We start from the raw sequence: 26,078 nt of genomic DNA, 5'->3' as shown, positions 1-26,078 counted from the left end.
ATGTACCGTAAACTTGTTCTGTTTGACATCGATGGAACCCTGCTGAAGGTCGGCGCCATGAACCGGCGCGTGCTCGCAGATGCACTGCTTGAGGTGTACGGCACCGAGGGCAGCACCGGCACGCACGATTTTTCGGGCAAGATGGACAGCGCCATCATCTATGAGGTGCTGCAAAACGGCGGCCTACAGAAGGATGAGATCGCCGGAAAGTTCGACCAGGCAAAAGCGGCCTACATCGCGCTCTTCCGGAAACGCGCCCGCCCGTCGGACATCACGCTGCTCGAAGGAGTTCGTGAGCTGCTCGACGCACTTTCATCCCGCTCCGACATTCTGCTCGGCCTGTTGACCGGCAACTTCGAGGCCTCCGGACGCCACAAACTCAAACTCCCCGGCATCGATCACTACTTCCCGTTCGGCGCGTTCGCCGACGACGCCCTCGACCGCAACGAACTTCCCCGCATCGCCCACGAACGCGCCCGCCAGATCACCGGAAAAAACTTTTCCCCGACGGAGATCGTTATCATCGGCGACACCGAGCACGACATTCGCTGCGCCAAGGCACTCGACGCCCGCTCCATCGCTGTGGCGACAGGCAACTTTTCCATGCAGGAGCTCTCCCGGCACCAGCCCGGAGCGCTGTTCCAGAATTTTGTGGAGACCGGTGAAGTCATCACCGAGATCCTTACACCACAACTCTCTTAATACCGCATCATGAAAACCTACAGACGGCAAATCCGGGAAAAAATTCTTCAGGCGCTTTACACGCTTGAACTCCGGGATGTCGATACCGATTCAGCGGCAAACTGGCTTCTGACCAAAGAGATCATGGACGATCCCAACGCGATGAAGTTCTTCAACCACCTGATGCAGAGCATCGTCAAGAACCGTGAAGAGATCGATCGATATATCGCCAAGCACACCTTCAACTGGGACATGAGCCGCATTGCGATCATCGACAAGAACATCCTGCGGATGGCTCTGGCCGAAATTCTCTACTGCGAGGACATTCCGCCGAAGGTGTCGATCAACGAGGCTATCGAGATCGCCAAGAAGTTCAGCAGCACCGACAAGAGCAGCAAGTTCGTCAACGGCATTCTCGACGCCATCTTCAACGACATGAAGACTGAAGGACGGATCAAAAAGTGCGGCCGTGGCCTGATCGACCACTCCGAGCAGAAGATGCAGAAAACGGAACCAAACCGCTAACCGGCTTATTTCAAAGAGGATGACCACTTCCGTGAGTGAAAAGATCGACTTCATCGAACAGGCGCTGTCGAAGGCTTGGCCGAACCCGAAAAGCGAGCTGAACTTTGAAAGCCCTTTTCAGCTTCTCGTCGCCACCATCATGGCCGCTCAGGCCACCGACAAGAAGGTCAACGAACTCACCGCCGTGCTCTTCAAGGCAGCGCCCGACGCCGCGAGCATGAGCCGAATGGATGTGGAGGATATTAAAACGATCATCCGCCCGATCAACTACTACAACAACAAGGCGAAAAACATCCTTGCCATGAGTCAGCGGCTTGTCGATGAGTTTGGCGGCGAGGTCCCCGCCTCGCGCGAAGCGCTGGAGAGCCTGCCGGGAGTTGGCCGGAAAACCGCCAACGTGGTGCTCGGCAACGCCTTCGGCATCCCCGCCATGCCGGTTGATACGCATGTGCACCGGGTCTCCAACCGCATCGGCCTCTGCAAAACATCGAAACCGGAAGAGACCGAAGAGGCGCTGGTCAAAGTCATTCCCGAAGAAAAACTGATCGACTTCCACCACTACCTGCTGCTGCACGGCCGCTACACCTGCAAAGCCAAAAAGCCCGAATGCGCGAACTGCGCGATTCGGGAAATCTGCGAATGGCCTGAAAAGGTGGACTTGGTGGACGCTGTGGACTGAGTGGACAAAGAGAAAATTGCGGGAAAATCGTTCCTGCATTCGTCCACCAAGTCCACAGCGTCCACTCCCCCTCTTACGGCAGCTCTATCTTTTTATCCACCGCATAAATCCACTCGCATTCTGGCCTGCCCCTTGTTCCGGCCCAGAGTTCAACCGTGATGCCCTGATTGGCAGAAGCTACGGAAGTGAAAATTTCAATCTGGTAATAGAGTTCGTCGAGGAAATCAGCCCATGCCGCATCGAGCGGATTTTCGGAGCTGGCGTACTCTTCCGCCGGTTTGATGGCAGAACTGCCGGTGGCGAACCAGTCCGACAGACAGAGATAGCTGTCCGGCATGAGGCAACCACCCCGGAAGGTGCCGCGTGGATGCTTCACGCCGGGAATCTCCACCCAGAATTCAAGCCGGGCGTCGGGTGTGAGCTGACCGTCTCCGGCAAGCTTTTCGAGCAGCTGGGTTACGGTCTCTCTGACAAGTGTTTTGCTCGCATCGGAAAGTTCGAGCAGTTTGAAATTCGGCGTGTGGTCTCTCATGGCCGGAAGCGGTTGGCGGTTGCTTAAGATGAGTTCTGGTATCAATATACGGCTCAAGCCGTTGCGCTTCAACCTTCGAGGCGCTTATTCCGGCATGACAATCTGTGCCGGGCGCGCGCCGCGCAGCGCATTGCAGATCAGCACCATGTCAGCCCGACGCAGCTCGTCGAGAGTAATTGCTTTTTCGACGAACCACGGGCGCGTGCGCAAAAGGTAGCGGCGGAACACGCCGTTAAGCAGTCCGCTCGACTCCGGCGGCGTCAGCCAGCGCCCACCGATGCGCGCGAAAATGTTGCTGATCGCGCCTTCAGTGACCTCTCCGCGCTCGTTCAGAAAGAGCACCTCGCCGAATCCTTTCCCCTGAGCCTCGCGAAATACGCTGTCGTAGCGTTCGCGAACGATGCTTTTGTGACGAAGCAGCGGGTCACTCGAATCGACTCGTTCGGCGGCGATACAGACGCGCACGGGCTTGCCGGATGCGTCAAAATCGAACGGCTCCGAAGTTATCAATATCCCACCGTCGTGAGAAAGTGTGAGCCGCACGCGATGCCTGCCACTTGCTTCACGCAACTCCTGAGACTTGCCTGACAGCGCTTCGACGATTGCATTTCGGTCGAACGTAAATCCAAGTGCCGAGGCTGAAGAAATGAGCCGGTCGAGATGATCGTCGAGCAAGAGAAACTCCCCGCCGTTCCACTGCATCGTCTCGAAAATTCCCGGCACATCCGGCGCGGCGGACGGCACGAGATCGGAGAGAATCCGCGTCTTGAGCATACATTCGCGGTACTCCGCATATGGATCGGAGTCCCAGACGATGCCACTGCCCGTACCATACACGCCGCTCCACCCTTGTAGTTCGATGGTACGAATCGCCACGTTGAAAGCCATGCGCCCCTCAGGCAGCATAAAGCCAACCGCACCGGTATAGATGCCGCGCGGGCTTTTCTCCAACTCGCGGATGAGCTGCATCGCCCGCACCTTCGGCGCGCCGGTCACGGAACCGGAGGGAAACAACGCCCGAAAAAGATCGTGCAGCCGGGTCGCCGGACGCAGCTCGCCACGCACGGTCGAAACCATCTGGTGCAGCGTTGGGTAGGTCTGCGTCTCGAACAGGCCGGATGCCTGCACCGAACCGGTCACGCAGATGCGCCCGAGGTCGTTGCGCAACAGATCGACGATCATCAGATTCTCCGCGCGATTCTTCTCGCACTTTGCCAGTCCCGCTTTTTCAGCGAGATCTTCGTCGGGACTTTCGCGGCGCGGCGCGGTGCCCTTCATCGGCATGGTCTCGATCAACTGGCCGTCGCGGACGAAAAACAGTTCCGGCGAAAAGGAGAGAACCACCCGGTCGCCAGTGTTGAGAAAGGCCGACCACGGCGAGGGCTGGCGGCGCTTCATCGAGACGTAGAGCGCCTCGATTGCGCCGTCAAAGGTGAAGCGGCAGCGCCCGGTGAAGTTCGCCTGATAGACGTTGCCCGCCGCGATCTCCGCCCGCAGCCATTCGATCTTTCGGCAGTACTCCGCTTCGCTAAACTCGAATTCGAGACCGCCGACCGCACAGTTTTGCGACACGGTGGCGGCGTCCTCGGCCTCGACAGCATCGCGGCTGAAACGCTCCGGGCGGCGATAGACACCGAACCAGCCGAGAAGCTCGCGATCAGCTCCGGCAGAGGCGAGAGCTGCGAGCGCCGAATCGAGCAGGTAGCCCGCCTCGTAGCCGAGCCATCCGGCGAGGCAATAGCCCGCATCGAGCCGCGCTTCCAGCGCGTCGAACCATGCCGCGACGTCGTCGCCCGCATGGAGCGTCAGCGTTTCAAGCGGGTTAGAGAAAAAGAGGGAATCGCCGTAGAACGCGCCGGGCAAGGTCGATTCGAACCAGAGCGATCCCGGCCTGGCAAGCTTTTCGTACAAAGCCATTACCGGATGCGGGCCTCGATCATGATGGGTTTGCCGAGCACCTCTTCGAGCCACTCCTTCAGCCCGCAAGCCGCCCAGAGTTCGATGTCCGGCTCGAACTGCGTGACCGCCTCCAGCACAATGTGCTCCTGGTCGATGCGGGCTGTGATCGACTGCACGTTCTGGCGATGACCACGTTCGAGACCATTGGCGATGCGCAGGATGCCGGAGAGCACATCGACCGCTCGACGATGCGATGCTTTGAGCTGGCTATAAAGCGGATGCTTTTCAGTGGGCGGCTGCTTGCGGTGGTAACGCGCGACGTTGCCGATGATGTCGATTTCGGTCGGCGAAAAGCCGCGCAGGTCGGCATTCATAATGATATACTGGCTGTGCTTGTGGTGCGCTGAAATCGAAATAAACTCCCCGATGTTGTGCAGCATCGCCGCGTATTCGAGCAGCTCACGGTAGCGCTCCTTGAGCCCGTGCAGCGGATGGAGTTCGTCGAAGAGCATCAGCGCGAGGCGGGCGACCTGCTCCGAGTGTGGTTTGTGCCAGTTGCAGCGGTAGCCGAGTTCCATCACGCTCTGCCGCCGGATGTCGAGCTGGCCGCTGCCGTCGCGACCACGGATGGAGGCGATCTGGTGCAGCACCATCCCCTCGCGCAGCGCAGAATCGGAGATCACCACATACCTGATGCCGAATACCCGGAAAATGGTGTCGAACAGGATCAAACCAGGCACGATCAGATCGACGCGCTTCTCGTCGAGGCCGGTCAGCTTGCGCCGTGCCGGAGCGTCCATCGTAATCACCTGCCGGTAGAAGCTCTCAAACTCCTGACGGCTGAAACCACTCTGGTTCAGCACGTCCGCCGCTTCAGTATCCTTGCCCGAGCGAATCATGCGGGCGATGTTCTGCGCCGTGCCCGACGAGGCGATAGCCCGGCTCACGCCGAGTTCGCGCGCCTTCTCCGCCGCACCGCCATACATCTCGGCAGCGAAAAACTGCTGCAGCAGCTTCAGCTCATGCGCCGAAACCGGATCAGTGGTCACGAAACGCTCCAGCATCCTGGCCACGCCGATCTTTCGGCTTTCGAGCAGATGCACCGTCGACTTGTCGGCGATAATGAACTCCACCGACCCGCCACCGATGTCGAACAAGAGATCGGGCTTGTCGCGCAGGGTGACGGCGTTGCGCACGCCGTAGTAGATGAACTGCGCCTCCTCCTTTCCGGTAATCACCCGCACCTTCAGGCCGGTCTCGCGCCGCACCATGTCGATGAACTCGTCGCGGTTATCGGCCTCGCGGATGGCGCTGGTGGCAAAGGCGAGAATGTTGTGCGGCGCAACGCCCCGCTGGGTGGCCAGCACGATGAAGTTCCGGAGCGTAGCCACGCCCGCCTCCATCGCCGCCGGATCGAGCCACTTGGTGGAAATGCTGCCGCGACCGATGCAGATCATATCCTTAACACGGTCGATTTCAACAATGCCCTTCTCTTCGCTCTCCTCGACGATAACCATGTGAAAGGAGTTGGTGCCGAGATCGATGGCGGCCAGCCTGAGTTTCTCTGATGACATGCGCTTGAACCTGATAACGGAAACTTCCGTGAATAAAATAAGCGATTTTACCAAAAAACGAACCCCGCGCTGCCCGGTATTCAGAGATGAATTTTGCGACTCCCCTGTTGGCCTGCTCTCTTTTCCACATCCAGCTTTTTCGGTGTATATTCAGCAAGAATTTTTTCCGGGCAGTGGAAAACAAACCGATCAGCATTCCCTTCGCGTGATGAACAGAACGTTTAAAAACGGAAAGATCGAACCGGAGATCGACCATCTCGATTTCCGTTACGAGTTCGCGCGCAAGGCGATCCACCTCTCCTCGCTGTTGATTCCGCTGATCTACTGGCACATCGGCAGAAAACAGGCGCTCCTGATCCTCGCTCCGGTCACGGCGGGATTCTTTCTGGTCGATGTTTCCAAACATTTCGTGCCATTCCTCTCGACCTGGTACCACTCGACCTTCGGCACCATGCTGCGGCATCACGAGCTGAGCAGGGAGCGCCTGCATCTGAACGGCGCGACATGGATCACCCTCGCGGCATTCGCGTTGATCGCCTTTTTCCCGAAAACGATCGCCGTCGCGGCTTTCGCGATGGTCTCGGTGTCGGACACGGTAGCGGCGCTGGTTGGAAAAAGATTTGGGCGGCACCGCTTCGGCCAGAAAAGCTTCGAAGGAAGTCTGGCGTTTTTCGCGAGCGCCCTGCCTGTCGTCCTGTTCATCCCCGGCATGATCTTTCCCGCAGCGATTGTCATAGCAATCGCCGGAACCATCACCGAGGCGCTGGTGCTGAAAATCGGCGCCTTCAGGATCGACGACAATTTCAGCGTGCCGCTGGCCGGAGCCGTCACGGGATTGCTCTGCTACACCTGGTTTTTCCCCGAAGCGCTGAAGGCGCTCGCACATTGACCGCAATCCTCCGACCGATGCAGACCCTCGTGACCGACCGGCCCGAAGAGGCCGCAAGCTGCCTCAACCGTAGCGAAACGGTTGCGTTTCCGACCGAAACCGTTTACGGTCTCGGAGCCGACGCCTTTAATCCGGACGCAGTGGCGAAGATTTTCAAAGCGAAAGGACGGCCTTCGGACAATCCACTGATTGTGCACGTGGCGACGCCCGACCGGATCGGCGAGGTAGCAACGGAGATCGGTGAAACGGCGAAGATGCTTATCGAACGCTTTTTCCCCGGCCCGCTGACGCTGGTACTGAAAAAGCGCAACTCCGTGCCGGAGATCGTCTCCGCCGGACTGCCGACGATCGGCGTGCGCTGCCCGTCGCACCCGGTCGCCGCGGAGTTTCTGCGTCACTGCAAGCATCCGGTCGCTGCGCCATCGGCCAACGTTTCAGGCCGTCCAAGCCCGACGGACTGGAAAACGGTCTATCACGACCTCGGCGGCAGAATCGCCTGCCTCTTGCGCGGCGAGCCAAGTACCATCGGCCTCGAATCGACCATCGTTGACTGCTCGGTCAACCCGCCGCGCCTGTTGCGCACCGGAGCCGTCAGCATCGAAAGCCTCCGCGAGCTGGTTCCAGACATCGAGATAGCGACCGCCTGCAAGCCGGGCGAAGCCCCGAAAAGCCCCGGCCAGAAATACCGCCACTACAGCCCCGAAGCCGAAATCATCCTCGTCGAAACCCCGCCACCAAGCCTGCCGACTGACCCAAAAACCGCCTGGATCGGCCTCACCACCCCACCCGCCGGAGCCGCCAAATCGCTCCAATGCCAAGACATGAACGAATACGCCCGCGTGCTGTTCGGATTTTTCAGAACATGCGATGCTGAGGGGATCGGGACGATTTATTGCGAACTACCGCCGGAGAAAGGGATTGGAAGGGCGATACGAGATCGGCTGGTTAAGGCTGCGGGATAGGGGATGAAGGGATTTACTCTGAGCGATTCCGAAAAAAATCCTTATTAAGCTTTTATCGTTGATCATGGTTCAGGCCCAAAAAGAACAATTTCAAGATCATCCGATGATATTATTGAATCTTTGTTTAATCCCTCTTTTCGCATTTGTGAACAAAGACTCATAAAGGTATTTATAGACACTTTCGATGCAAGCTGAGCGCCTTGCCGCTCAAATTCTGCCAACAACGAGACAGATTCGTTAGAACCATAAATACATATACGGGTTTTAGCATCGGCTGCTTCTGAAAGCGATTTCAATCTTTCAATTGGATTGATCTTTGCTGCCTGAGCAAATTTCGCAACAGATCCCAAATAATCCACATATGCCTGTTTTTTTTAAAAGTTTAAGTTGTTTTTTTCTTCAGAGGTACGAGAAAAGTAATATTGAAGGCTCGCACCTAAGATTACGCCCGCGAGCGAAAGAATTCCTGCTAATATTGATGAAACAGATAACATATTTTTACAAATCAATGCGTCATGATTGTAAATTCATCACTATATGCGTCTTAATAACAACGAGAATCAAACCTATCATTCGCGTAATAACACCCAACACGGTGGTTATTTCTGCGCTGTCTTTGCAAACTTGTGTGTTTGTTCTTCAACCGTTTTGACCAACTCCTGAATCGCATCAACTTCCCTCTCCTCAAAATAGGATTCCCCACACTGTGGGCACACCCATGCAGGAATTTCATCAAGACTTACATGAACCCCCTTTCTGTCAATATGAAATGGTACGGTTCCTTTCTTCATTTCAGCTTGGCAGTACATGCATTTCATAATTTTCTCCTCCATTTAAAATCAACACTCCATTGATCCGCACTTGGAATATAGGCTGTAATAACTGCCAAATATTCATCTTTCGGCGCACAAACAACGTGTAACGCCCTTTCACCCTCGCCGTATCCAAGTATAAGACAACTATGACCTCTTGCATCTTCCGGATATTCTTCAATGATCTCACCATCAAAAACAGCCCTCCTCACTTCTGGCGTACTAATCATCCGATCAGGTCGCATCATCTGGTTCAGTGCATGGGGGAGAAAAAGCAGCTTTTCCTCCGCTTTCTCTCTCACCAATTTCAGAAATTCCTGATTCACCCGCATAATTCTTTCTGAAAAAAACATTTTTCGACACATTGCCCAGCAACACAAACCACCACCCACTCACCCGGTGCCCAGCCCAAACGCTCTGTGCACTCCGGTTATCACCATCTGCGCTCTGATGACGGCAAGAATCAAACCTACAATCCGCTTAATAGGGCCCCAAGTTGTTTTGGCTTTTTTGACCCTTTAACGATGTTATATAGCGCTGAATTTTCAGTAATTCAAGCTCCTCAACCGTCAAACAACCTCATCCCTCCTCAAAACTTCAGCATACACCCCACGTTGAACGAAGCCGGTGACGAGGTGTTGCGAAGATCATTTCCGCTGCTGTAAACGTCGCGGTCGTCGTACCATGTCGTTTCGTACTTGGCGGTCAGGTTGAAGTTCTTCACCGGCTCGAAATCGAGCACAATGAACCACGCTTTGCCCCGCCCATAGTAGGCGTTGAGCGTATAAACCAGCGGCAGGTCGTCTTCGTAGGCATAAAGGGCAACATCGTAACTGTCGGTGTCAAAACGGGCAAGGCGGGTCTTGAGCGTGAAGGGGCCGCTTTTCCAGTTGAGCTGCTGATAGAGCAGCCACCCCTCCTCGCTCTCCGTCCCGCTGACAAAGTGGCTCCGGAGGCTCTTGAATGCAGCTCGCGATTTCAGCGTGATGCTTGAAGAACATCGAGCCACCAGACCAAGCTGCGCCCGGTTGGTAATTTTGGGCACCGGTATGTAAGGCGATGTTCCGATGTTGCTATCGAACTGCTTTTTAGCCTCCTCCTTCTCCTTATGCTGATACATGACATCCCAGGTAATCCAGCGGTTCTGCTCCCAGGTCGCGTAGAACCGCGCCTCGTAGCCAGATGACGGGTAGACGTAGTATCGCTTGTCGAGCACCGGAAATCTGAACCTGTCATAAAAACCGGCAAGGGTCAGGTTGTCGAGTGCTTTGGCCTTCAGACCAAAATAGAGGCCACTCTCGTTCGATGCGTTGTCGCCCCGCTCGGCGAACGCTCCGGCAAACGGAGAGTAGTATTCAAAGGCGTAGTCACGCATGGAGACAATGCCGGCAATTCCCTTTGCCAAATCGGCCTGAACGCCGCATATCCATGACAGGGCGCCGGGCTCGGCTGCGTATGCGGCCTCGCCGAAAACCTGTGTGTTTCGATACACGGCGCTCGCTTCGAGAGAGGTGAGCTGGCCGCCATTTTTGCCGTCATCGAGCCATGTAAGCGGAAGCCCGTATCTGTATTTCGTCCATGTCGCGCCAATGGCACTACTCAACTCTCCAGCGCGATAACGGTACCGGAGATTCACGCCGTTGACCTCCTGAGTGAGGTTGTCCTTCTTTTTAAGCTCTGTAGCTGTGCGATGATAGCCACCGGTGGCAATGCTCGTAACCACGCCATTCTTGATGGTCGCATCGAGCTTGTTACTCGAAGTGAACGCCGTCAACTCGAACGGCCCCGGTGAAATTGTCGCCGCCGCGCCTTGCAGAAAGTTGTCCTCACCAGCCGAGGTGTAGGGCCGGAGCGCCGGTGCGAAGAGCAGCACGCCATCGACGGCGTCCGAGCCTTTGAAAAAGTAGCGTCCCTGGCCGAAAAGCAACCCCTGCCCGAAACTCAGCTTGTAATTTCCGACAACCGCCTGCGTCAGAATGCCGATCCGTTCGGCATGGACATTGAACGAGAGAAAGTCGTCGATATCCGGTTCGCCAACATCACTGTCCGACAAAAGATGAACACCATAGTGCGGCGTGGCCACCTGAAACCGGCTGTACACATGGCGATTCCCTCCGGCATACTTGCCATTTGTGACCCCAGCGCGCGGGGGATCTTCCCAGAAAACCCGCCCGATCACGCTGCCCCGAAGTTTCTCCTGTGGCTCTTTTCTCTTTTTTTCAGGCGGCAGTTTGAATGAGAGGTACGGGGCAAGACGGCGGGCGGCGTCCTTGCCGATTACCGCTTCGAGTTCAGCAATGGCTCTGATCGGCCCGCGCTGCCGCCGGGTGATGATCTTTGCCGCATCGGCAGCAGAAAGCAGCGGCAGTTCGAGCAGTTGCTCTTCGGTGGCGAGATTGACCGGAATTTTGTTCCGGCGCAAATCTTCGAGATCGTTGAACAACTCCTCCGCAGTGCCTTCCGAGCCGGAACGGTCGAGCAGCTCTTCGAACGAGTCGAAAGCCAGCGCCGGAGTTGGCGAAATAGCAAATGCATACAGCAAGGCCAACACCGTCATGCGGCGCAGCCAGGTAGTATATGTCGGTTTCATCGCAAGGGGTCGATGAAAATTGGAGAGAAAAAAGCGATATGCCCGTTACGTCAAACGGAACTTGTCAAATATAATCAGTGACCACCACACAACCGATAGAGTTTTTCGACCTCATTGCGGGAGAGAAAGCGCCACTCCCCTCGTCTGAGTTCCCCGGGAGTCAGACCCGCATAGGCCACGCGGTCAAGTCGCTTGACCTCGAAACCGAGGGTGCTGAACATACGTCGCACCTGGTGGTTCTTGCCTTCGTGAATGCTCACGAGCACGCTCATGCCATCGTCGAGGATTTTTGCCCTGCAGGGGCTCACCTTCTCGCCGGTGTCCTTGAGCCTCATGCCACCGGTCAGCTTCTGGAGCATCGCAGGCGGAAACTTCGCGTCGAGCGAGGCAAGGTACTCTTTCTGCACCTGCGACGACGGGTGCATCAGCCGGTGGGCCAGCGTGCCGTCGTTGGTCAGCAGCAGAAGCCCGGTGCTCTTCCGGTCGAGCCGTCCGACCGGGAAGACCCGCTCGGGGACATCGATGAAATCGAGAATCTGCTGGCGATCGCGTTCGTCGTGGCTCGTGGTGATGACGTTCCGGGGCTTGTTGAACAGGATGTAAACCTTTTTACCCTCAGGCTTTGCGAGAAGCCGCCCGTCAACCACCACCTCGTCATTACGCGGATCGACCCTGAAGCCCGGCTCGTCGGCAATATGGCCATTCACACTCACCTTGCCTTCAAGCACAAGCTGATCGGCAGCCCGCCGGGATGCAATGCCACACATGGCGAGATATTTGTTGATTCTGACCTTCTCTTCCTGCACCTGCTTTTTCATTTAGTCGTCTCCATTCGTGGGTTTTCATCTTCATCAGCGGCCAGCGGCGAATCGGCTTCGGCCAGATATTGCTGTTCTTCGTGCTCCCGGAGTATCTCCTTGATTTCACGCAACTTGGGAAGGTCTTTCAGGCTCGGCAGATGGAACAGGTCGAGAAATGCGGCGGTCGTACCGTACTGCAACGGTCGCCCGGGCGAGTCCGCCCTGCCGCGCACCTCGATCAGCCCGCGCGAGAGCAGGCGGTCGATGGAGTAGTCGGGACTCGCACCCCGGATCTGCTGGATTTCTCCCTTGGTGACGGGCTGATGCCAGGCCACCACAGCAAGCACTTCGAGCATGGATCGGGACAGCCGCCGCTGGATCACCGGCGCAAGCAGTTGGCGGACAAGGTCGGCAAATTCCGGCAGGGTGAGAAAGCGATAGCCGCCAGCGATGGCATGGATGCGGAAGGTTCTACCGGTCGCCTCGTAGTCGCGGTTGAGTTCATCGACCGCATCCTGAAACTCGGCCGGCGTAAACTTCTGGCCGGTGATCTGACTGAGCGTCTGAAGATTGACCGGCTCTTCCGAGGAGAAGATCAGGGCTTCAAGCGACTGGAGAAGCTGTTGGCGCTGTTCCTGCACGGTGGCTGTCGATGGTTGCAATCGCGATGCGCCGCTTCAGGGGCAGCACTCTTTTTTGCGTGCCGTGGAGAATTCGCCGTCAATGCCAAGTCCCTGCTCGTAGGCGTACCACAGCTCCTGGCACGGAAAGTTGCACTCGTAGAGCGCCTTGCCGATAATGACTGAATCGACGCCGTACTTTTCGAGCGAGCGGAGCTTGTGCAAGTCATCGGAGGTGGTCACGCCGCCCGAGGCGGTCACCTTCATGCCTGCCTTCTCGGCGAAGCGTTTGGTGGTTTCGTAGCCGACTCCCTGCAACATGCCGTCTCGGGTGATGTCGGTGTAGATGATGCGTTCGACACCGAGCTTCTTCATTTCGGCGGCAAGCTCGTAATCCTGCATGGCGCTGCTCTCGGTCCACCCCTTGATCTTGGGCACGCCGTTCTCGGCGTCAATGCCGACGACGATCTGTGAGGGGCGGTATTTTTTCAGCAGCTCGGCGATAAGGCCTGGATTGGTAACCGCCGCAGAGCCGATGACCACGCGGCTGACGCCCATCTGGAGGTACTTCTCGACCACCTCGACGGAGCGAATGCCGCCGCCGACCTGGATCGGAATATCGAGCACGTTGACAATCTCGCGAATCCTCTCGAAGTTGACCGTCTCGCCGGTCAGGGCGGCATCGAGATCAACCACATGGATCATCTTGGCGTTCTGCTTCCGCCAGATGACCGCCATGTCGCACGGGTTGTCGAGATAGACCTTCTTCTGGGCAAAGTCACCCTTGGTGAGCCGGACGCACTTGCCTTCCTTTATATCTATAGCTGGAATGATCAGCATAACGTGTATAACCTCAAAGACTTAAAATTCTGCAAAATTCTTCAGCACCTGCAAGCCCGCTTCGGAGCTTTTTTCAGGGTGAAACTGTACCGCGAAAATACCATTTTTCTCAATGGCCGAACAAAAATTTTTCCCGGCGAAAAAGGTGGTCGTGGCCACGCTTTCCGGCTCATCGGGGCGGCAATAGTAAGAGTGCACGAAGTAGAAATATGACCGGTCTGGAATATTGCGGAAGAGTACCGATTCCTTGCAGTAATCAACAGAGTTCCAGCCGATCTGCGGAATCTTGTCGGTGCTGCCGGTAAAACGGAGTACCTTGCCGGGCACGATGTCGAGGCCCTTATACGCTCCCATCTCCTCGCTTTCTGAAAGGAAGAGCTGCATGCCGAGGCAGATGCCAAGCACACTGCGGCCTTTGTTGATATGCTCCCGGATCGCCTCGCCGAATCCCTGTCGGTTCAGCGCCTCCATCGCCGGGCCGAACGCGCCGACGCCGGGAATAAGCACTTTATCGTAACGGCTCATCTCGGATGCCTTGTCGCTGACGACTGCCTTGATGCCGAGATAATCGAAAGCCTTGTGCACCGACCTGAGGTTTCCGGCGCCATAGTCGGCAATAAATACCATGAACTAAAAGATTAAAACGTTGCTGATGGCCTCCGGATGGAGAAAAAAGCGCTTGAAACCTCGAAAAAGGGTCAACGCGTCTTTTTTTAAGAAGTTCTCGCCGTATTATACCTCCTTCTGTGGCTTTCACTTTCTTCCTTGCTTCCCTGCTGAAAGTCATTCCAATCCACATATCACGAGTAATCGCAAGTAACAATGTACAGGATTGTTTCCGCTATTTTTTTAGCTGAAAATATTAAAAAATTCGAAATCGAGGCTCCGAGGATCGCAAAAAAGCGAAAAGCTGGCCAGTTCGTCATCATCAGGATCGCAGAGAACGGCGAGCGCATTCCTCTGACCATCGCCGACTCGAATCCCGAAAAAGGCACCATCACCATCATCGCGCAGGGTGCGGGCAAATCGACACGTGAGTTGAACCGCAAGGAGGCAGGCGACTCGATCGCCGATGTTGTAGGCCCGCTGGGAACTCCCTCGCACATCGAGAATTTCGGTACGGCAGTCAGTATCGGCGGCGGCGTGGGCACCGCTATCGCCTACCCGACAGCGGCGGCGCTCAAGGAGGCTGGCAACTATGTCATCACCATCAACGGCGCGCGTTCGAAGGATCTCGTGATCCTCGAAGATGAGATGAAGGCGGTCAGCGACGAATCGTACATCACCACCGACGACGGCTCGTACGGCTTCCACGGTTTTGTCACGCAGAAGCTCCAGGAGCTGATCGACTCCGGCAAGAAGATCGATTTCGTGCTCGCCATCGGCCCGATTCCGATGATGAAGGCGGTGGCTGACGTCACCCGTCCGTACGGCATCAAAACCGTGGTCAGCCTCAACCCCATCATGATCGACGGCACCGGCATGTGCGGCGGCTGCCGCGTCACGGTCGGCGGCGAGATCAAGTTCGGCTGCATCGACGGCCCTGAGTTCGACGCCCATCAGGTCGATTTCAAGAACCTTGCCGACAGGAACAGGATTTACCAGCACGAAGAGAAGGAGGCTGACGATACCTTCGCTCACGAATGCAATCTGACCAGGCAGGCTTGATTCCTGCACAACCTGACATTTTTCATAGAAGCAGTCTACCTTCCGGAGCCGTTTCGAGCGACTTCCGGCGGGCAGGACTGTCACGAAAATCCGTTTCACCGCTAAACCAGCAATCGTAATCATGGACGCTCGTACTATCACAGCCAAGGAACGCATGGCCATTCCCCGCCAGAAGATGCCCGCTCAGGATCCAGTGGAGCGCGTCGGTAACTTCAGGGAGGTCAACCTTGGCCTGACCCCGGAACAGGCGCAGCAGGAAGCCCTGCGCTGCATCCAGTGCAAGGACCCGATCTGCATCGCGGGGTGCCCGGTCAACATCAAGATCGACCAGTTCATCAAACTGATCGCCGAGGGCGACTTCATGGGCGCGGTCAGGAAGATCAAGGAGGACAACGTGCTACCGTCAATCTGCGGCCGCGTCTGCCCGCAGGAAGACCAGTGCGAGAAGATGTGTGTCATCGGCAAGAAGCACGAACCGGTGGCCATCGGCAACCTCGAACGCTTCGTCGGCGATTACGAGCGCACCAGCGGCCAGAAGATCGATCCGAAAGTCGCCCCCTCGACTGGCAAGAAGGTTGCCGTTGTCGGCAGCGGCCCGGCGGGCCTGAGCTGCGCCAACGACCTGGCCCAGTACGGCCATAAGGTGGTGGTGTTCGAGGCACTGCACGAACTTGGCGGTGTTTTGATGTACGGCATTCCGGAGTTCCGCCTGCCGAAGGAGATCGTCCGCGAAGAGCTTGATGGCCTGCGCCGCATGGGCATCGAGTTCAGAACAGACGTGGTGGTTGGCAGAACCATCACCATCGACGAGCTGATCGAGGAGGAGGGCTTCGACGCTGTCTTCATCGGCGTTGGCGCCGGTCTGCCATGGTTCATGGGCATTCCGGGCGAGAACCTCGTCGGCGTGCTCGCGGCCAACGAGTTCCTGACGAGGGTGAATTTGATGAAGGCCTACGACTTCCTGAAGAGCAGCGACACGCCGGTGTTCGACTGCAAGGGCAAAAACGTCGCGGTCTTCGGCGGCGGCAACACCGCGATGGACGCCGTCCGCACGGCCAAGAGGCTCGGAGCGGAGCACGCCTACATCGTCTATCGCCGCTCCGAAAAAGAGATGCCCGCCCGCGAGGAGGAGATTCACAACGCCAAGGAGGAGGGCATCGAGTTCCTGCTGCTCACCACCCCGCTTGAGTTCGTCGGCGACGAAAAGGCGTGGCTCACCGGCGCGAAGTGCCAGAAGATGGAACTTGGCGCGCCCGACGATTCGGGACGCCGCCGTCCGGTACCGGTCGAGGGCTCGGAGTACATCCTGCCCATCGACATGGCGATCATCTCCATCGGCAACGGCTCCAACCCGCTTATCCACCAGACCACGCCCGACATCGAGGTCAGCAAGCGGGAAACCATCGTCGTTGACGTCAACACCATGCAGACCTCCAAGGAGAACGTTTACGCCGGCGGCGACATCGTCACGGGTGGCGCGACGGTGATTCTGGCGATGGGCGCGGGACGCACGGCGGCGGCGGCCATCAACGAGAAGCTCGGCGGCACGGCAAAAAACTTCGAGGAGTGGTAAGCGCGTGAGCGACCTCTACCGCTTCGGCATTTCGCTCGACAGGGAACTGATCGAGGCTTTCGACCGGCACATCAAGAGCCAGGGCTACCAGAGCCGGTCGGAGGCCCTCCGCGACCTCATCCGTGACGAACTGCTCCACAAAACGCGGATGGAGGGCGGCCTGGTGGCCGGGGCCATCGTGATGACCTACGACCACCACAAGCGCGAGCTGGTCAACCGCCTCATCGACATTCAGCACGACTTCCACGACCTCATCATCTCGACCCAGCACGTGCACCTCGACCACGAGAACTGCCTCGAAGTGATCGCTGTCAAGGGCAACGCCCCCGAAATCGAAAAACTCTCCAGCGCTCTCAAGGTACTGGTCGGTGTCAAACATCTCGACCTCTCCCTCTCATCCGCCGACTGACAGTCGGAACATCGTAACATTTTCTGCACTCAACCGATTCAACGCCGTTACCTGTTGCCCGTCGATAGCACAAATCTTATTTTCATGCTATCGCCAACCACAATCATCATCGCCATGCAGAAAAAAACCGCCCTTCTCGCTTCGGCGCTCATGCTCTGTTCGACGCCACTTTTTGCCGCCATGCCGCTTCAGACGGACGACACCGGCACCCAGGGAAAAGGCCACAGCCAGATCGAAATCGGATTTGAATCCTCAAGCGACAAAGAAACCGAGGCGGGAGTCTCATGTAAAACCACCGGCGGCGCCGTCTCGACAACCATCAGCTACGGCCTGACGGACACCATCGACCTGGTCGCCGGAGTGCCGTGGGAGTGGTACACGGAGAAAGAGAATGGCGTGAAAATGGCTGATGAAAACGGTATCGGCGACCTCGCCCTGCAAATCAAGTGGCGCTTTTACGAAATGCCGGACAGCGGTTTCAGCCTTGCGCTCAAACCCGGCCTCACCCTGCCAACTGGCGATGAACACAAGGGCCTCGGCACTGGCAAGGTTTCCGGCGACGTGACGCTCATCGCGACACGTGAAGCCAAGCTGGCCACCTTCCACTTCAACCTCGGCTACAGCCACAACGAATACAAGCTCGACGAAGCCAGCGAGTCGTCGAGAAAAAATATCTGGCACGCCTCGCTGGCCGCCGAGCTGAACGTGACCGACAAGCTCAGGGCCGTCGGCGATCTCGGCATCGAGACCAATTCGGACAAGGAGTCTGACACCGATCCGGCCTACATTCTCGGCGGCCTCATCTACGCGGTCAACGAAAATACCGATCTCGACATCGGCATCAAAGGTGGCCTGAATGATGCCGAAACCGACACCACGCTGCTGGCGGGCATGACGATGCGCTTCTAACCAAATCACGGGAGTACAAATTATGCACATGTCAGATGCTCTGCTTTCGCCGGTTGTCGGCGGCGCGTTCTGGGCCATCAGCGCCGGAATGATCGGCCTGTCGTCGAGAAAAATCCCGGCGGAACCGGACGGATCGAAGACCGTGCTCATGGGGGTGATGGGCGCGTTCGTTTTCGCGGCGCAGATGATCAACTTCACGATCCCCGGCACCGGTTCGAGCGGGCACATCGGCGGCGGCCTCTTGCTCGCCGTGCTGCTCGGCCCGTGGCGCGCCTTCATCACGCTCGCCTCGGTGCTGGTGATCCAGGCGCTCTTCTTCGCCGACGGCGGCCTGCTCGCGCTCGGCTGCAACATTTTCAACATGGCCTTCATCCCGGCATTCATCGCCTGGCCCTTCATCTACCGCCCCATCGCGGGCGACAGCAGCTCTCCGGTGCGCATCGCCACAGCGAGCATCACCGCCGCTACACTCGGTCTGCTCGCCGGAGCCTTTTCGGTGGTGCTTCAGACCACGCTTTCCGGCATCTCCGATTTGCCGTTCGGCACCTTCGTGCTCTTCATGCTGCCGATCCACGCAGCCATCGGCATCGTCGAAGGGGTGCTGACCTGGGGCGTGCTGTCGTTCATTGCATCGACCGAGCCGGGGCTTCTGCGATCAGCAACCGAAACCCGCGCGCCGAAAGGCAACATCGTGACAGCAACGCTTTTCGTGGCCGCGCTCGCCATTGGCGGTGCGCTCTCGTGGTTCGCCTCGTCGAACCCGGACGGGCTGGAGTGGTCGATAGGCAAAGTGACCGGCGCGGAAGAGTTGGCCGCGCCCGCCGAAAAAGCTCATGAGCTTCTCGCCACGATGCAGGACAAACTGGCTATTCTGCCCGATTACGATTTCAGGCAGACGGACAATCCGGCAACGGACAAAACGTCTGAAACTTCTCCCGTTCACCCCGGAACCTCGCTCTCCGGCATCGCGGGCAGCCTGATGGTGCTCGTACTTGCCGGAGCGGCGGGACTCGCGCTTCGCAATCGTCGCGACAGTTCAACGACGACGACGGACTCGTGACGGATCGCTTCGACATCGAAGCCCTGCACGCGCCTGCGCAGCCGCGACCGCTTCCGGTCGGAGACGGCGCGGCCATCGTCATCCTCGCGCTCTTCATCCTTTTCGTGATCTCCGTACCGAAGTTCGACCTCGCCGGAGTGATCGCCTTCGCCGCATTTCCGCTGCTCTTGGCGACCGCCACCGCCATTCCACTGCTGCCGCTCGTCAAGCGCCTCGTGATCGCATCGCCCTTCATCCTCTTCATGGCGGCGGGCAACCTCGCGCTCGACCGCTCGACCGCCGTGACAATCGGCGGGCTGGCCATCACCGGCGGCACGGTTTCAGCCTCGGTGATCGTGCTGAAAACGGTGGTAACGCTCGCCGCCCTGCTCTCGCTCATGGCGGTGATGCCGTTCCACCGCTTCGGCATGGCGCTCCGGAGCCTGCGCGTGCCGGAGGTTTTCGTCACCCAGTTGCTGCTGGTTTACCGCTACAGCTTCCTGCTTGCCGAGGAGGCTGGAATGATGCAGAAGGCGCGCGACCTGCGCAGCTTCGGCAAGCGCGGCAAGGGGCCACTCGTCACGGCAAAGCTCATCGGCTCGCTGCTCATCCGCACGACGGCGCGGGCCGAGCGGATTTACATGGCGATGAGCGCGCGCAGCTTCCGAGCGGCGCTGGGCACGCGCCCAAACATCGCGATAAAGCCTGGCGACCTCGCTGCAATCGCAGGCGCGGCGGCGCTTTTCGGCCTGATCCGCTCCTTTTTCTGAACGCATTTTCTTCGCAGGAGTACCCGATTTGATCGACATCGAACAGCTCGCATTCACCTACCCCGACGGCACCCGGGCGCTCGACGGCCTCAATCTTCGCGTCGAAAAGGGCGAATCGGTAGGCATCGCCGGATCGAACGGCGCAGGAAAATCGACCCTCGTCAGTCACCTCAACGGCTGGCACCTGCCGCAATCGGGATCGGCGCGAATCGGCGGCGTCGCGGTGGAGCGCAAAACGGTCGAGCAGATTCGGCGGATGATGGGGCTGGTGTTCCAGAAGCCGGACGACCAGCTCTTCATGGCGCGGGTTTACGATGACGTGATGTTCGGCCCGTCGAATCTCGGCATGAACGAGGCGGAGAGCCACGCCGAAGCCGAACGACTGCTGCGAATGTTCAGCCTCTGGGAGCTGCGCGACAAGCCCCCCGCCCACCTCTCGCAAGGTCAGAAACGCTTCGCCGCGCTGGCGACGGTGCTCGTCATGAAGCCGGAGCTGCTCGTAATGGACGAACCCACCTCCGACCTCGACCCCCGCAACCGCCGAATGCTCATCGGCCTGGTCAACAGCTTGCCGACCACAAAACTCACCGTCTCCCACGACCTCGATTTCATCTGGGAAACCTGCCAGAGAGTCTGTATCATGAACAAAGGAAAAATCATAGCCAACGGCCCGACAAAGGAAATTCTCTCGAATCGCGAGTTGCTGGAAGCGAATGGTCTGGAGTTGCCGCTGAGATTGCTGGGGGAGTAAGCGTTCAAAACTTCCTGTATTTCCCATTACCGCCATCGCAAATAGCACATTATATTCTCAGGATCATTTTGAATAAAACCTTAAAAATATAGCGTGAAAAGCAGGATAAAAGCCTTTTTTTCCGGAGCAAGCATTGGTACATTAGGCGGACTTATCGGCCTTGGCGGTGCAGAATTCCGCTTACCGCTCTTACTTGGAATGTTTGCGTTCCCTCCATTAGAAGCCGTCATCCTCAACAAGGCCATGAGCCTTTTGGTTGTGGCCTCAGCGTTACCATTTAGAGCAGCAACGATCTCATGGGAAAACGTCTTTGCGCACTGGCAAATTATCGTCAATCTGTTGGCTGGCAGCCTTATCGGTGCTTGGTTAGGAGCAAGCTGGGCAACAAGCTTGCGAAGTGAAACACTCTACCGCGTGATTGCTGCGCTTCTTATCGGCATCGCTTTGGTGCTCCTAACCGGACACCATACGAACACCACAGGTTCCGCACTCTTTCAATCTCCCGCCTTGCTCATGACAACTGGCGTCATTGCAGGTCTTTGCATTGGAATCGTTGCGGCCCTTCTTGGCGTAGCGGGCGGCGAGTTGCTCATTCCGACAATTGTTATCTTGTTCGGAGTCGATATTAAACTGGCAGGAAGTCTCTCACTTGCCGTCAGTCTTCCAACCATGTTGGTCAGCTTTGCTCGATACAGCCGAGATAGCAGCTTTGTCGTTCTCGGAGCAAACAAACCGTTTGTTCTGATTATGGCCGCTGGTTCAATTGTTGGTTCATGGATAGGTTCGCGCTTGCTTGGCATCATTCCAGATAACTATTTACTCCCGCTGCTGGCGGTAATCCTGCTAATTTCTGCGGTCAAAGTCTGGAGGCACCAATAAAGAACCCGCCGCAAGCGGCGGAGTATTTGCCCTTAGGGAATAAATAGTAAAGCAACAGGGCGGGCATAAAACCCGCCCCTACAGAGCAAAATCAAAAATCTGGTAAAATCCTCGTCACCTCTTCCATCCTCTACGTCCTATCCGACCTATCCGACCTATTCTTCAGTTGCAGCTTCGCTCTTTTTGCGGGCGGGGCGGCGGCGGGCGGGGCGGCGGGGCTTTTTCTCTGGTGCGGGCGCTTCGGCTGATGGCTGAACAGGCTCGGGTTCGGCGGCGGCCACCGGTTCCGGGGCTGGTTCGGCGGGAATCTCCGCTGGCGGTTCCGGCGACGGGGCGGGTTTCGCGGCGGCTTTGACGCTCTTCGATCTCGATCTCGACGAGCGGGACACGGTGCGCTTCGCGGGCTTGGCTTTGACGACGGGGGTCTCTGCGGTGGCAGGCTCCGGCACTTCAGGCGCGGCTGGCGCAGTGGCCTCTGGTTCGTCGGCAATTGGAACGACGGTAACAGGTTCGGCCGCGGCGACTTCAGGCTTGACTGGTTCAGGCGCAGTTGGCGTCGCCTGTTCCGGCTCTGACGCGACAGGTTTTGGCGGTTCCGGCTCCGAAGCGACCAGCTTTTCAGCGACGGGTTCCGCTGCAACAGGAGTTGTCGATACATCCTCGGCGGCAGCAGGCTGCGGGGCGGCTAGATCGAGTGGCTGAATCTCCGGCGAAACAGGCGCTACCGCCGGGGCTTCAGCGGGCAGCGCTTCGGGTTTGCGCCCCTTGCGTTTGTCGCGGATGTAGAGTTCGGAGTGGTTGTTGCGGAACTCGATATCGAACATGTCGATGGAACGAATCAGATCGGAGAGTCGCTTGTAGCCGTAGTTTCGCGGATCGAATGACGCCTGGTTGGCGATGTTCTTGCCGATCTTGGCGAGATTCGACCAGCCATCCTCCTCCTGGGCGCTGTCAACGGCGTTGAGCAGCAGCGTCCGCAGCTTGCCGTCGCTCCGCAACTCGTGGCTGCTCTTGCGGCGGAAGCTGTCGCTTTTGGCAGGCTCCTTCTCGCCAGCGAACGAATCGAGATAGAGAAAGGTCGAGCAGGCGTTCACGAAGGGCGAAGGCGTCGATTTCTGCCCGAAGCCGTACACGTTCAAACCTTCCGAGAGAATACGCATCACGAGCGGCGTAAAATCGCTGTCGCTCGACACGATGCAGAAGGCATCGAGTTTTTTGCTAAAGAGCAGGTCCATTGCGTCGATGGTCATCGCCATGTCGGTGGCGTTCTTGCCCTTGGTGTAATCGAACTGCTGGATCGGGCGGATGGCGTAATCGTGCAGTTTGTCCTCCCATCCCTTCAGCGAATGGCTCTTCCAGTTGCCGTAGGCCCGGCGTATGTTGACCACGCCATATTTGGCCATCTCGGCCAGGACAAAATCGATTTTGTCGCTCGGCGAATTGTCGGCATCGATAAGCATCGCAATCGTTTCCCGGCTGTGCTCCATAATGAAATCCTCGTCGTTGCTCTCACCAGCTCCTCGTCGGGAATCGGAAAGAAGTAGTTGAAAAACCGGCATCTCCTCATACACTGGAGATGCGGACAATTGGGTGTAACGCCGGCGCGCTTTCCGTAGAAACGAAGTCAGTGCGCGGTCAGCGAAATTTTTCACATTTTGTAATATAAACCACGAACACTCGATTCATACGACCCGGCTTTGCAAATCGCCGGAAAAAAGAGAAGATACGTCAAGATGAAAGCCCCTTGCTTCCAGCAACCGGTTGGCTCAATGAAACGCCGGATGGCGACCATCACAACTGCTTCTTCGAAGACTCTTTGACAATCCGAGCCTCCATGCCGTCGCGGTAGTTTTCCTGCGGCGAAGTGACAACCACATCCCCGGCATCGAGACCCTTGACCACCTCGATGAACACGAGATCGCTGTCACCGGTGCGAATCGGCTGCTTTTTCAGCTTACCCTTGACGACTTTCCAGACGTAGCTCTGGCGCTCCTCCTCGAACACGGAGCTTTTGCTGACCAGCAGCGTTCCCTTTTTCGTGTTGTAAACGATGTTGGCCGTCGCGGTCATACCACCCTGAATCGCCGCCACCGAATCATCGAGCTTCAGATAGACGCGCGAAGTTTTCGTCACCCGGTCAGTCTGCGGCACAATGCGCACGACGGTGGCACCGAAACGCTTCTCGGGCATCGAGTCGAAGGCAATCACCGCCTTGAGGCCGGTGCGCAGACGCGGCACATCAAGTTCGTCAACCTCGACCACCACGAGGTAGCGGGATGAATCGGTCACGGTCGCCACGAGCGTGCCAGACTGGACGTAATCGCCCTCCTTGACATTCTGAAGCGTCAGAATTCCGCTGAACGGTGCAACAACTTCCAGCTTCTTCAGATCGTCCTCACGGCTCTTGAGCTGCATCTGGCGCTGACGGAGCGCTTCGCGGGACTCCGTGCTGTTGCGTTCCGCCGCGTCGAAATCCTGCCGGGAGATCGCTCCGGCCTGGAAAAGCGTGCGGCTCCGTTGCAGCCGAAGGTCGTTGTCGCGAACGGCAGCCATCTCTTCGGCCACTGCCGCGCGCGCCTCATTGACGGCCAGGCGCGGCTGGACGCTGTCGAACACGATGATCGCCTGCCCTTTCGAGACCCGCTGCCCTTCGAGCGCGCCAATGGCGCGAACCGTCCCTGAGAACTCGGCTCTGAGGTTGGCAATGTTTTCCGCCTCGACGTAACCGGTTGCATAGACCGCTTCAACCAGTTCCGATCTCGAAATCTTCCGGGCCTCTACATCGACGGTATTGCCCCGGGTCAGCAGATAGCCGATGGTCACGGCAAACACAACAGCCATCGCTATCGAGAACTTCGGAAGCATCTTCTGCAGATTCTGCATATCGCCAAGGGATGGAATTTAAGAGTTACAAATCGCCCGCCGGATAAGGCCTGGCTGTTTTTCAAAAAGACTGCGCAGAAATGACGGTGATTTTTTCCAGGTTACAGCCTTGGTTTTTCAATATTTTTAACAATCTTACAGATCTTCCTGCCGGGCGTTTTCTGATGGCTCTTTCGGCTGAATTGAACGCAGGCACTACGGAAAAAATTCTAAAAATTCTAATCTACAGCTTCAATGGGCGAGAATCAAGAGACGCAGAAGAGCTTTCTCGAAACGGTCAAATTCGACAGCAAGGGGCTGGTGCCCGCCATCGTTCAGGATCACGAAACCGGCAAGGTGCTGATGATGGCCTGGATGAATCTCGAAAGCCTCAAGATGACCATCGAAAAGAAGAAAGCCTGCTACTGGAGCCGCAGCCGCAACAAGCTCTGGCTCAAGGGCGAATCGTCGGGAAACATGCAGGAGGTGCACGACATTCTCATCGACTGCGACGGCGACACGCTGCTGCTCAAGGTCTCGCAGAAAGGCGGCGCCTGCCACGTCGGCTACCACTCCTGCTTCTACCGCAAAACGGTGGATGGCAAGTCGATGGAAATTTGCGACACGCTGATGTTCGACCCCGAAAAGGTTTACGGCAAACAAAGCTGACCCCCCCGATGAGCAGTTCTAAAGAGACCGCAAAGTCCCTCATACAGACCAAGTCGCGCTCTTCGATCAGGAACATGTTCAACGAGGTCGCGCCGACTTACGACTTCCTCAACCACCTCCTGAGCCTCGGCATCGACAACTACTGGCGGGTCGTTGCGGCCAAAAAGGCGCGGAAGCAGGTTGAAGGCGAACGCGAGCCGAAAATTCTCGACGTCGCCACCGGCACGGGCGATCTGGCCGCCTCGATGGCGAAGATCCCCGGCGCGAAGGTGACCGGCTACGACCTCTCGCCGGAGATGCTCGCCATCGCACGCAAAAAGTACCCGTCGATCGAGTTCATCGAAGGTTACGCTGAAAAGCTCCCCTTCGCCGACAAGAGCTTCCACGTCGTCAGTGCAGGCTTCGGCGTCCGGAACTTCGAGAACCTCGAACAGGGCATGAAGGAGTTCCACCGCGTGCTCAAGCCGGGCGGCTGCGCGTACATCATCGAGCCGATGATTCCGCGCAACCCGGTGATGAAAAAACTCTACCTAATCTACTTCAAGAACGTCCTGCCAAAAATCGCCGGAATGTTCAGCAAATCGACCTTCGCCTACGACTACCTCCCCAACTCCGTGGAGCAGTTCCCTCAGGCCGAAGCCTTCACAAAAATCCTGAAAAACGCGGGTTTCAAAAAGGCCGAGTACTTCCCGATGACCTTCGAGACCTCAATTCTGTACGTGGCGACGAAGTAGTTTTTGGTGGGACTTTTGGGACAAGTGGGACTGGTAGGACAGGAAAAGCGGATGATGGATCACCTTTTCTGACGGGAATCGAGGCGGGCTTTGGTCATTCTTTCGCGGATGCCGCCCGCTTCGATGAACTGCCGTTCGAGCGTTTCGAGCTGGCGCTTGAGCAGAAAACTTGCCTGGTTGATCAGGCAGATCGCGATATTGGCCACCACTTCGGCGGGGCGGGTTTCAACGAACTCGCGAAACGACTCGTAACTCACGCCGCGCTCACGCGAGAGCTTTCTGACGAACAGCGCTTCTCGTGAATTTTTCTCCCGGAGCAGTAACTTGCGCGGGCCGCCTGAACCAGCCATCTGTTGTCACTTGGAAATTGCAGGGGTATTGCACGCAATATACAAAACCCGCCCCAATCCCA

The 26,078-nt window shown here is 57.4% G+C and carries 29 protein-coding genes; 15 read left to right on the top strand and 14 right to left on the bottom strand.

The window, feature by feature from the left end:
* Genes NY406_RS02015 through nth form a run of 3 tightly spaced genes read left to right on the top strand, consistent with a single transcriptional unit; the run spans position 1 to position 1,885 of the window.
* Positions 1–702, top strand: a complete 702-nt coding sequence (locus NY406_RS02015) for an HAD family hydrolase (protein WP_260535049.1) — start codon at positions 1–3, stop codon at positions 700–702.
* A gap of 9 nt (positions 703–711) precedes the next feature.
* Positions 712–1,206: a transcription antitermination factor NusB gene (gene nusB, locus NY406_RS02010; protein WP_260535047.1), complete on the top strand. Its 495-nt coding sequence runs from the start codon at positions 712–714 to the stop codon at positions 1,204–1,206.
* A 19-nt stretch (positions 1,207–1,225) separates the two neighbouring features.
* The gene (nth, locus tag NY406_RS02005; RefSeq protein WP_260535045.1) at positions 1,226–1,885 is read left to right on the top strand and encodes an endonuclease III; all 660 of its coding nucleotides are present in this window, start codon (positions 1,226–1,228) and stop codon (positions 1,883–1,885) included.
* A 73-nt stretch (positions 1,886–1,958) separates the two neighbouring features.
* On the opposite strand, the gene NY406_RS02000 is transcribed toward nth, so the two are convergent.
* From NY406_RS02000 to NY406_RS01990, 3 genes are all read right to left on the bottom strand, one after another.
* Entirely contained in the window at positions 1,959–2,417 is a 459-nt protein-coding gene (locus tag NY406_RS02000; protein WP_260535043.1) for a hypothetical protein, read from the bottom strand.
* 84 nt (positions 2,418–2,501) lie between these two features.
* On the bottom strand, positions 2,502–4,334 hold the full coding sequence (gene pabB, locus NY406_RS01995) for an aminodeoxychorismate synthase component I (RefSeq protein ID WP_260535041.1): 1,833 nt from the start codon (positions 4,332–4,334) through the stop codon (positions 2,502–2,504).
* Entirely contained in the window at positions 4,334–5,890 is a 1,557-nt protein-coding gene (locus tag NY406_RS01990) for a Ppx/GppA phosphatase family protein (RefSeq protein ID WP_260535039.1), read from the bottom strand. Before NY406_RS01990 ends, pabB begins: the two co-directional genes overlap by 1 nt.
* 208 nt (positions 5,891–6,098) lie before the next feature.
* Between NY406_RS01990 and NY406_RS01985 the strand changes: the two genes are divergently transcribed.
* The gene (locus NY406_RS01985) at positions 6,099–6,779 is read left to right on the top strand and encodes a diacylglycerol/polyprenol kinase family protein (protein WP_260535038.1); all 681 of its coding nucleotides are present in this window, start codon (positions 6,099–6,101) and stop codon (positions 6,777–6,779) included.
* Between the two features lie 17 nt (positions 6,780–6,796).
* Positions 6,797–7,741, top strand: a complete 945-nt coding sequence (locus NY406_RS01980) for an L-threonylcarbamoyladenylate synthase (RefSeq protein WP_260535036.1) — start codon at positions 6,797–6,799, stop codon at positions 7,739–7,741.
* Positions 7,742–7,803: 62 nt separating this feature from the next.
* Here the strand turns inward: NY406_RS01980 and NY406_RS01975 are convergent, their stop codons facing one another.
* The 8 genes from NY406_RS01975 to hisH form a co-directional block, all read right to left on the bottom strand.
* Positions 7,804–8,100, bottom strand: a complete 297-nt coding sequence (locus tag NY406_RS01975) for a hypothetical protein (protein WP_260535034.1) — start codon at positions 8,098–8,100, stop codon at positions 7,804–7,806.
* A 240-nt stretch (positions 8,101–8,340) separates the two neighbouring features.
* On the bottom strand, positions 8,341–8,574 hold the full coding sequence (locus tag NY406_RS01970) for a YgiT-type zinc finger protein (RefSeq protein ID WP_260535032.1): 234 nt from the start codon (positions 8,572–8,574) through the stop codon (positions 8,341–8,343).
* Positions 8,556–8,879: a DUF4258 domain-containing protein gene (locus NY406_RS01965; RefSeq protein WP_260535031.1), complete on the bottom strand. Its 324-nt coding sequence runs from the start codon at positions 8,877–8,879 to the stop codon at positions 8,556–8,558. Before NY406_RS01965 ends, NY406_RS01970 begins: the two co-directional genes overlap by 19 nt.
* A 263-nt stretch (positions 8,880–9,142) precedes the next feature.
* Positions 9,143–11,143: a hypothetical protein gene (locus NY406_RS01960; protein WP_260535029.1), complete on the bottom strand. Its 2,001-nt coding sequence runs from the start codon at positions 11,141–11,143 to the stop codon at positions 9,143–9,145.
* A 74-nt stretch (positions 11,144–11,217) separates the two neighbouring features.
* On the bottom strand, positions 11,218–11,961 hold the full coding sequence (locus tag NY406_RS01955) for a pseudouridine synthase (RefSeq protein WP_260535027.1): 744 nt from the start codon (positions 11,959–11,961) through the stop codon (positions 11,218–11,220).
* A complete protein-coding gene (scpB, locus tag NY406_RS01950) occupies positions 11,958–12,584 on the bottom strand; it encodes an SMC-Scp complex subunit ScpB (RefSeq protein ID WP_260633724.1) in 627 nt (208 codons plus the stop codon). The genes NY406_RS01955 and scpB overlap by 4 nt, the downstream gene beginning before the upstream one ends.
* Positions 12,585–12,620: 36 nt before the next feature.
* Complete coding sequence (gene hisA / locus NY406_RS01945) at positions 12,621–13,403, bottom strand: 1-(5-phosphoribosyl)-5-[(5-phosphoribosylamino)methylideneamino]imidazole-4-carboxamide isomerase (RefSeq protein WP_260535025.1); 783 nt, start codon at positions 13,401–13,403, stop codon at positions 12,621–12,623.
* A gap of 21 nt (positions 13,404–13,424) precedes the next feature.
* Positions 13,425–14,030: an imidazole glycerol phosphate synthase subunit HisH gene (gene hisH, locus NY406_RS01940; protein WP_260535023.1), complete on the bottom strand. Its 606-nt coding sequence runs from the start codon at positions 14,028–14,030 to the stop codon at positions 13,425–13,427.
* A gap of 195 nt (positions 14,031–14,225) precedes the next feature.
* On the opposite strand from hisH, the gene NY406_RS01935 reads away from it, so the two are divergent.
* The 8 genes from NY406_RS01935 (at position 14,226) to NY406_RS01900 (ending at position 21,401) form a co-directional block, all read left to right on the top strand.
* Positions 14,226–15,071 carry a sulfide/dihydroorotate dehydrogenase-like FAD/NAD-binding protein gene (locus NY406_RS01935; RefSeq protein ID WP_260535021.1) on the top strand — a complete coding sequence of 282 codons (846 nt, stop codon included), beginning with the start codon at positions 14,226–14,228 and terminating at the stop codon, positions 15,069–15,071.
* A gap of 121 nt (positions 15,072–15,192) precedes the next feature.
* Positions 15,193–16,644 (top strand): NADPH-dependent glutamate synthase, encoded by a 1,452-nt coding sequence (gene gltA / locus NY406_RS01930; RefSeq protein ID WP_260535019.1) that lies wholly within the window; start codon positions 15,193–15,195, stop codon positions 16,642–16,644.
* Positions 16,645–16,648: 4 nt separating this feature from the next.
* A complete protein-coding gene (gene nikR / locus NY406_RS01925; RefSeq protein ID WP_260535017.1) occupies positions 16,649–17,053 on the top strand; it encodes a nickel-responsive transcriptional regulator NikR in 405 nt (134 codons plus the stop codon).
* Between the two features lie 84 nt (positions 17,054–17,137).
* Entirely contained in the window at positions 17,138–17,962 is an 825-nt protein-coding gene (locus tag NY406_RS01920; RefSeq protein WP_260535015.1) for a transporter, read from the top strand.
* 22 nt (positions 17,963–17,984) lie between these two features.
* A complete protein-coding gene (locus tag NY406_RS01915; RefSeq protein ID WP_411267084.1) occupies positions 17,985–19,022 on the top strand; it encodes an energy-coupling factor ABC transporter permease in 1,038 nt (345 codons plus the stop codon).
* Complete coding sequence (locus NY406_RS01910) at positions 19,019–19,771, top strand: energy-coupling factor transporter transmembrane component T (RefSeq protein ID WP_260535011.1); 753 nt, start codon at positions 19,019–19,021, stop codon at positions 19,769–19,771. The genes NY406_RS01915 and NY406_RS01910 overlap by 4 nt, the downstream gene beginning before the upstream one ends.
* Positions 19,772–19,799: 28 nt before the next feature.
* Positions 19,800–20,522: an energy-coupling factor ABC transporter ATP-binding protein gene (locus tag NY406_RS01905; RefSeq protein WP_260535009.1), complete on the top strand. Its 723-nt coding sequence runs from the start codon at positions 19,800–19,802 to the stop codon at positions 20,520–20,522.
* Positions 20,523–20,615: 93 nt separating this feature from the next.
* Entirely contained in the window at positions 20,616–21,401 is a 786-nt protein-coding gene (locus NY406_RS01900) for a sulfite exporter TauE/SafE family protein (RefSeq protein WP_260535007.1), read from the top strand.
* 155 nt (positions 21,402–21,556) lie between these two features.
* Here the strand turns inward: NY406_RS01900 and NY406_RS01895 are convergent, their stop codons facing one another.
* Positions 21,557–22,888 (bottom strand): NYN domain-containing protein, encoded by a 1,332-nt coding sequence (locus NY406_RS01895; RefSeq protein WP_260535005.1) that lies wholly within the window; start codon positions 22,886–22,888, stop codon positions 21,557–21,559.
* A gap of 304 nt (positions 22,889–23,192) precedes the next feature.
* Positions 23,193–24,284 carry an efflux RND transporter periplasmic adaptor subunit gene (locus NY406_RS01890; protein WP_260535003.1) on the bottom strand — a complete coding sequence of 364 codons (1,092 nt, stop codon included), beginning with the start codon at positions 24,282–24,284 and terminating at the stop codon, positions 23,193–23,195.
* A 234-nt stretch (positions 24,285–24,518) separates the two neighbouring features.
* Between NY406_RS01890 and hisI the strand changes: the two genes are divergently transcribed.
* Together hisI and ubiE are read left to right on the top strand one after the other, a co-directional pair.
* A complete protein-coding gene (gene hisI / locus NY406_RS01885; RefSeq protein ID WP_260535001.1) occupies positions 24,519–24,932 on the top strand; it encodes a phosphoribosyl-AMP cyclohydrolase in 414 nt (137 codons plus the stop codon).
* 8 nt (positions 24,933–24,940) lie between these two features.
* Positions 24,941–25,666: a bifunctional demethylmenaquinone methyltransferase/2-methoxy-6-polyprenyl-1,4-benzoquinol methylase UbiE gene (gene ubiE, locus NY406_RS01880; protein WP_260534999.1), complete on the top strand. Its 726-nt coding sequence runs from the start codon at positions 24,941–24,943 to the stop codon at positions 25,664–25,666.
* Positions 25,667–25,725: 59 nt separating this feature from the next.
* On the opposite strand, the gene NY406_RS01875 is transcribed toward ubiE, so the two are convergent.
* On the bottom strand, positions 25,726–26,016 hold the full coding sequence (locus NY406_RS01875; RefSeq protein WP_260534997.1) for a four helix bundle suffix domain-containing protein: 291 nt from the start codon (positions 26,014–26,016) through the stop codon (positions 25,726–25,728).
* Positions 26,017–26,078 lie beyond the last annotated feature (62 nt).

It is taken from the genome of Chlorobaculum sp. MV4-Y, from assembly GCF_025244685.1.
Taxonomy (GTDB): Bacteria; Bacteroidota; Chlorobiia; order Chlorobiales; family Chlorobiaceae; genus Chlorobaculum.
This window is presented reverse-complemented; position numbering and strand designations above follow the sequence as displayed.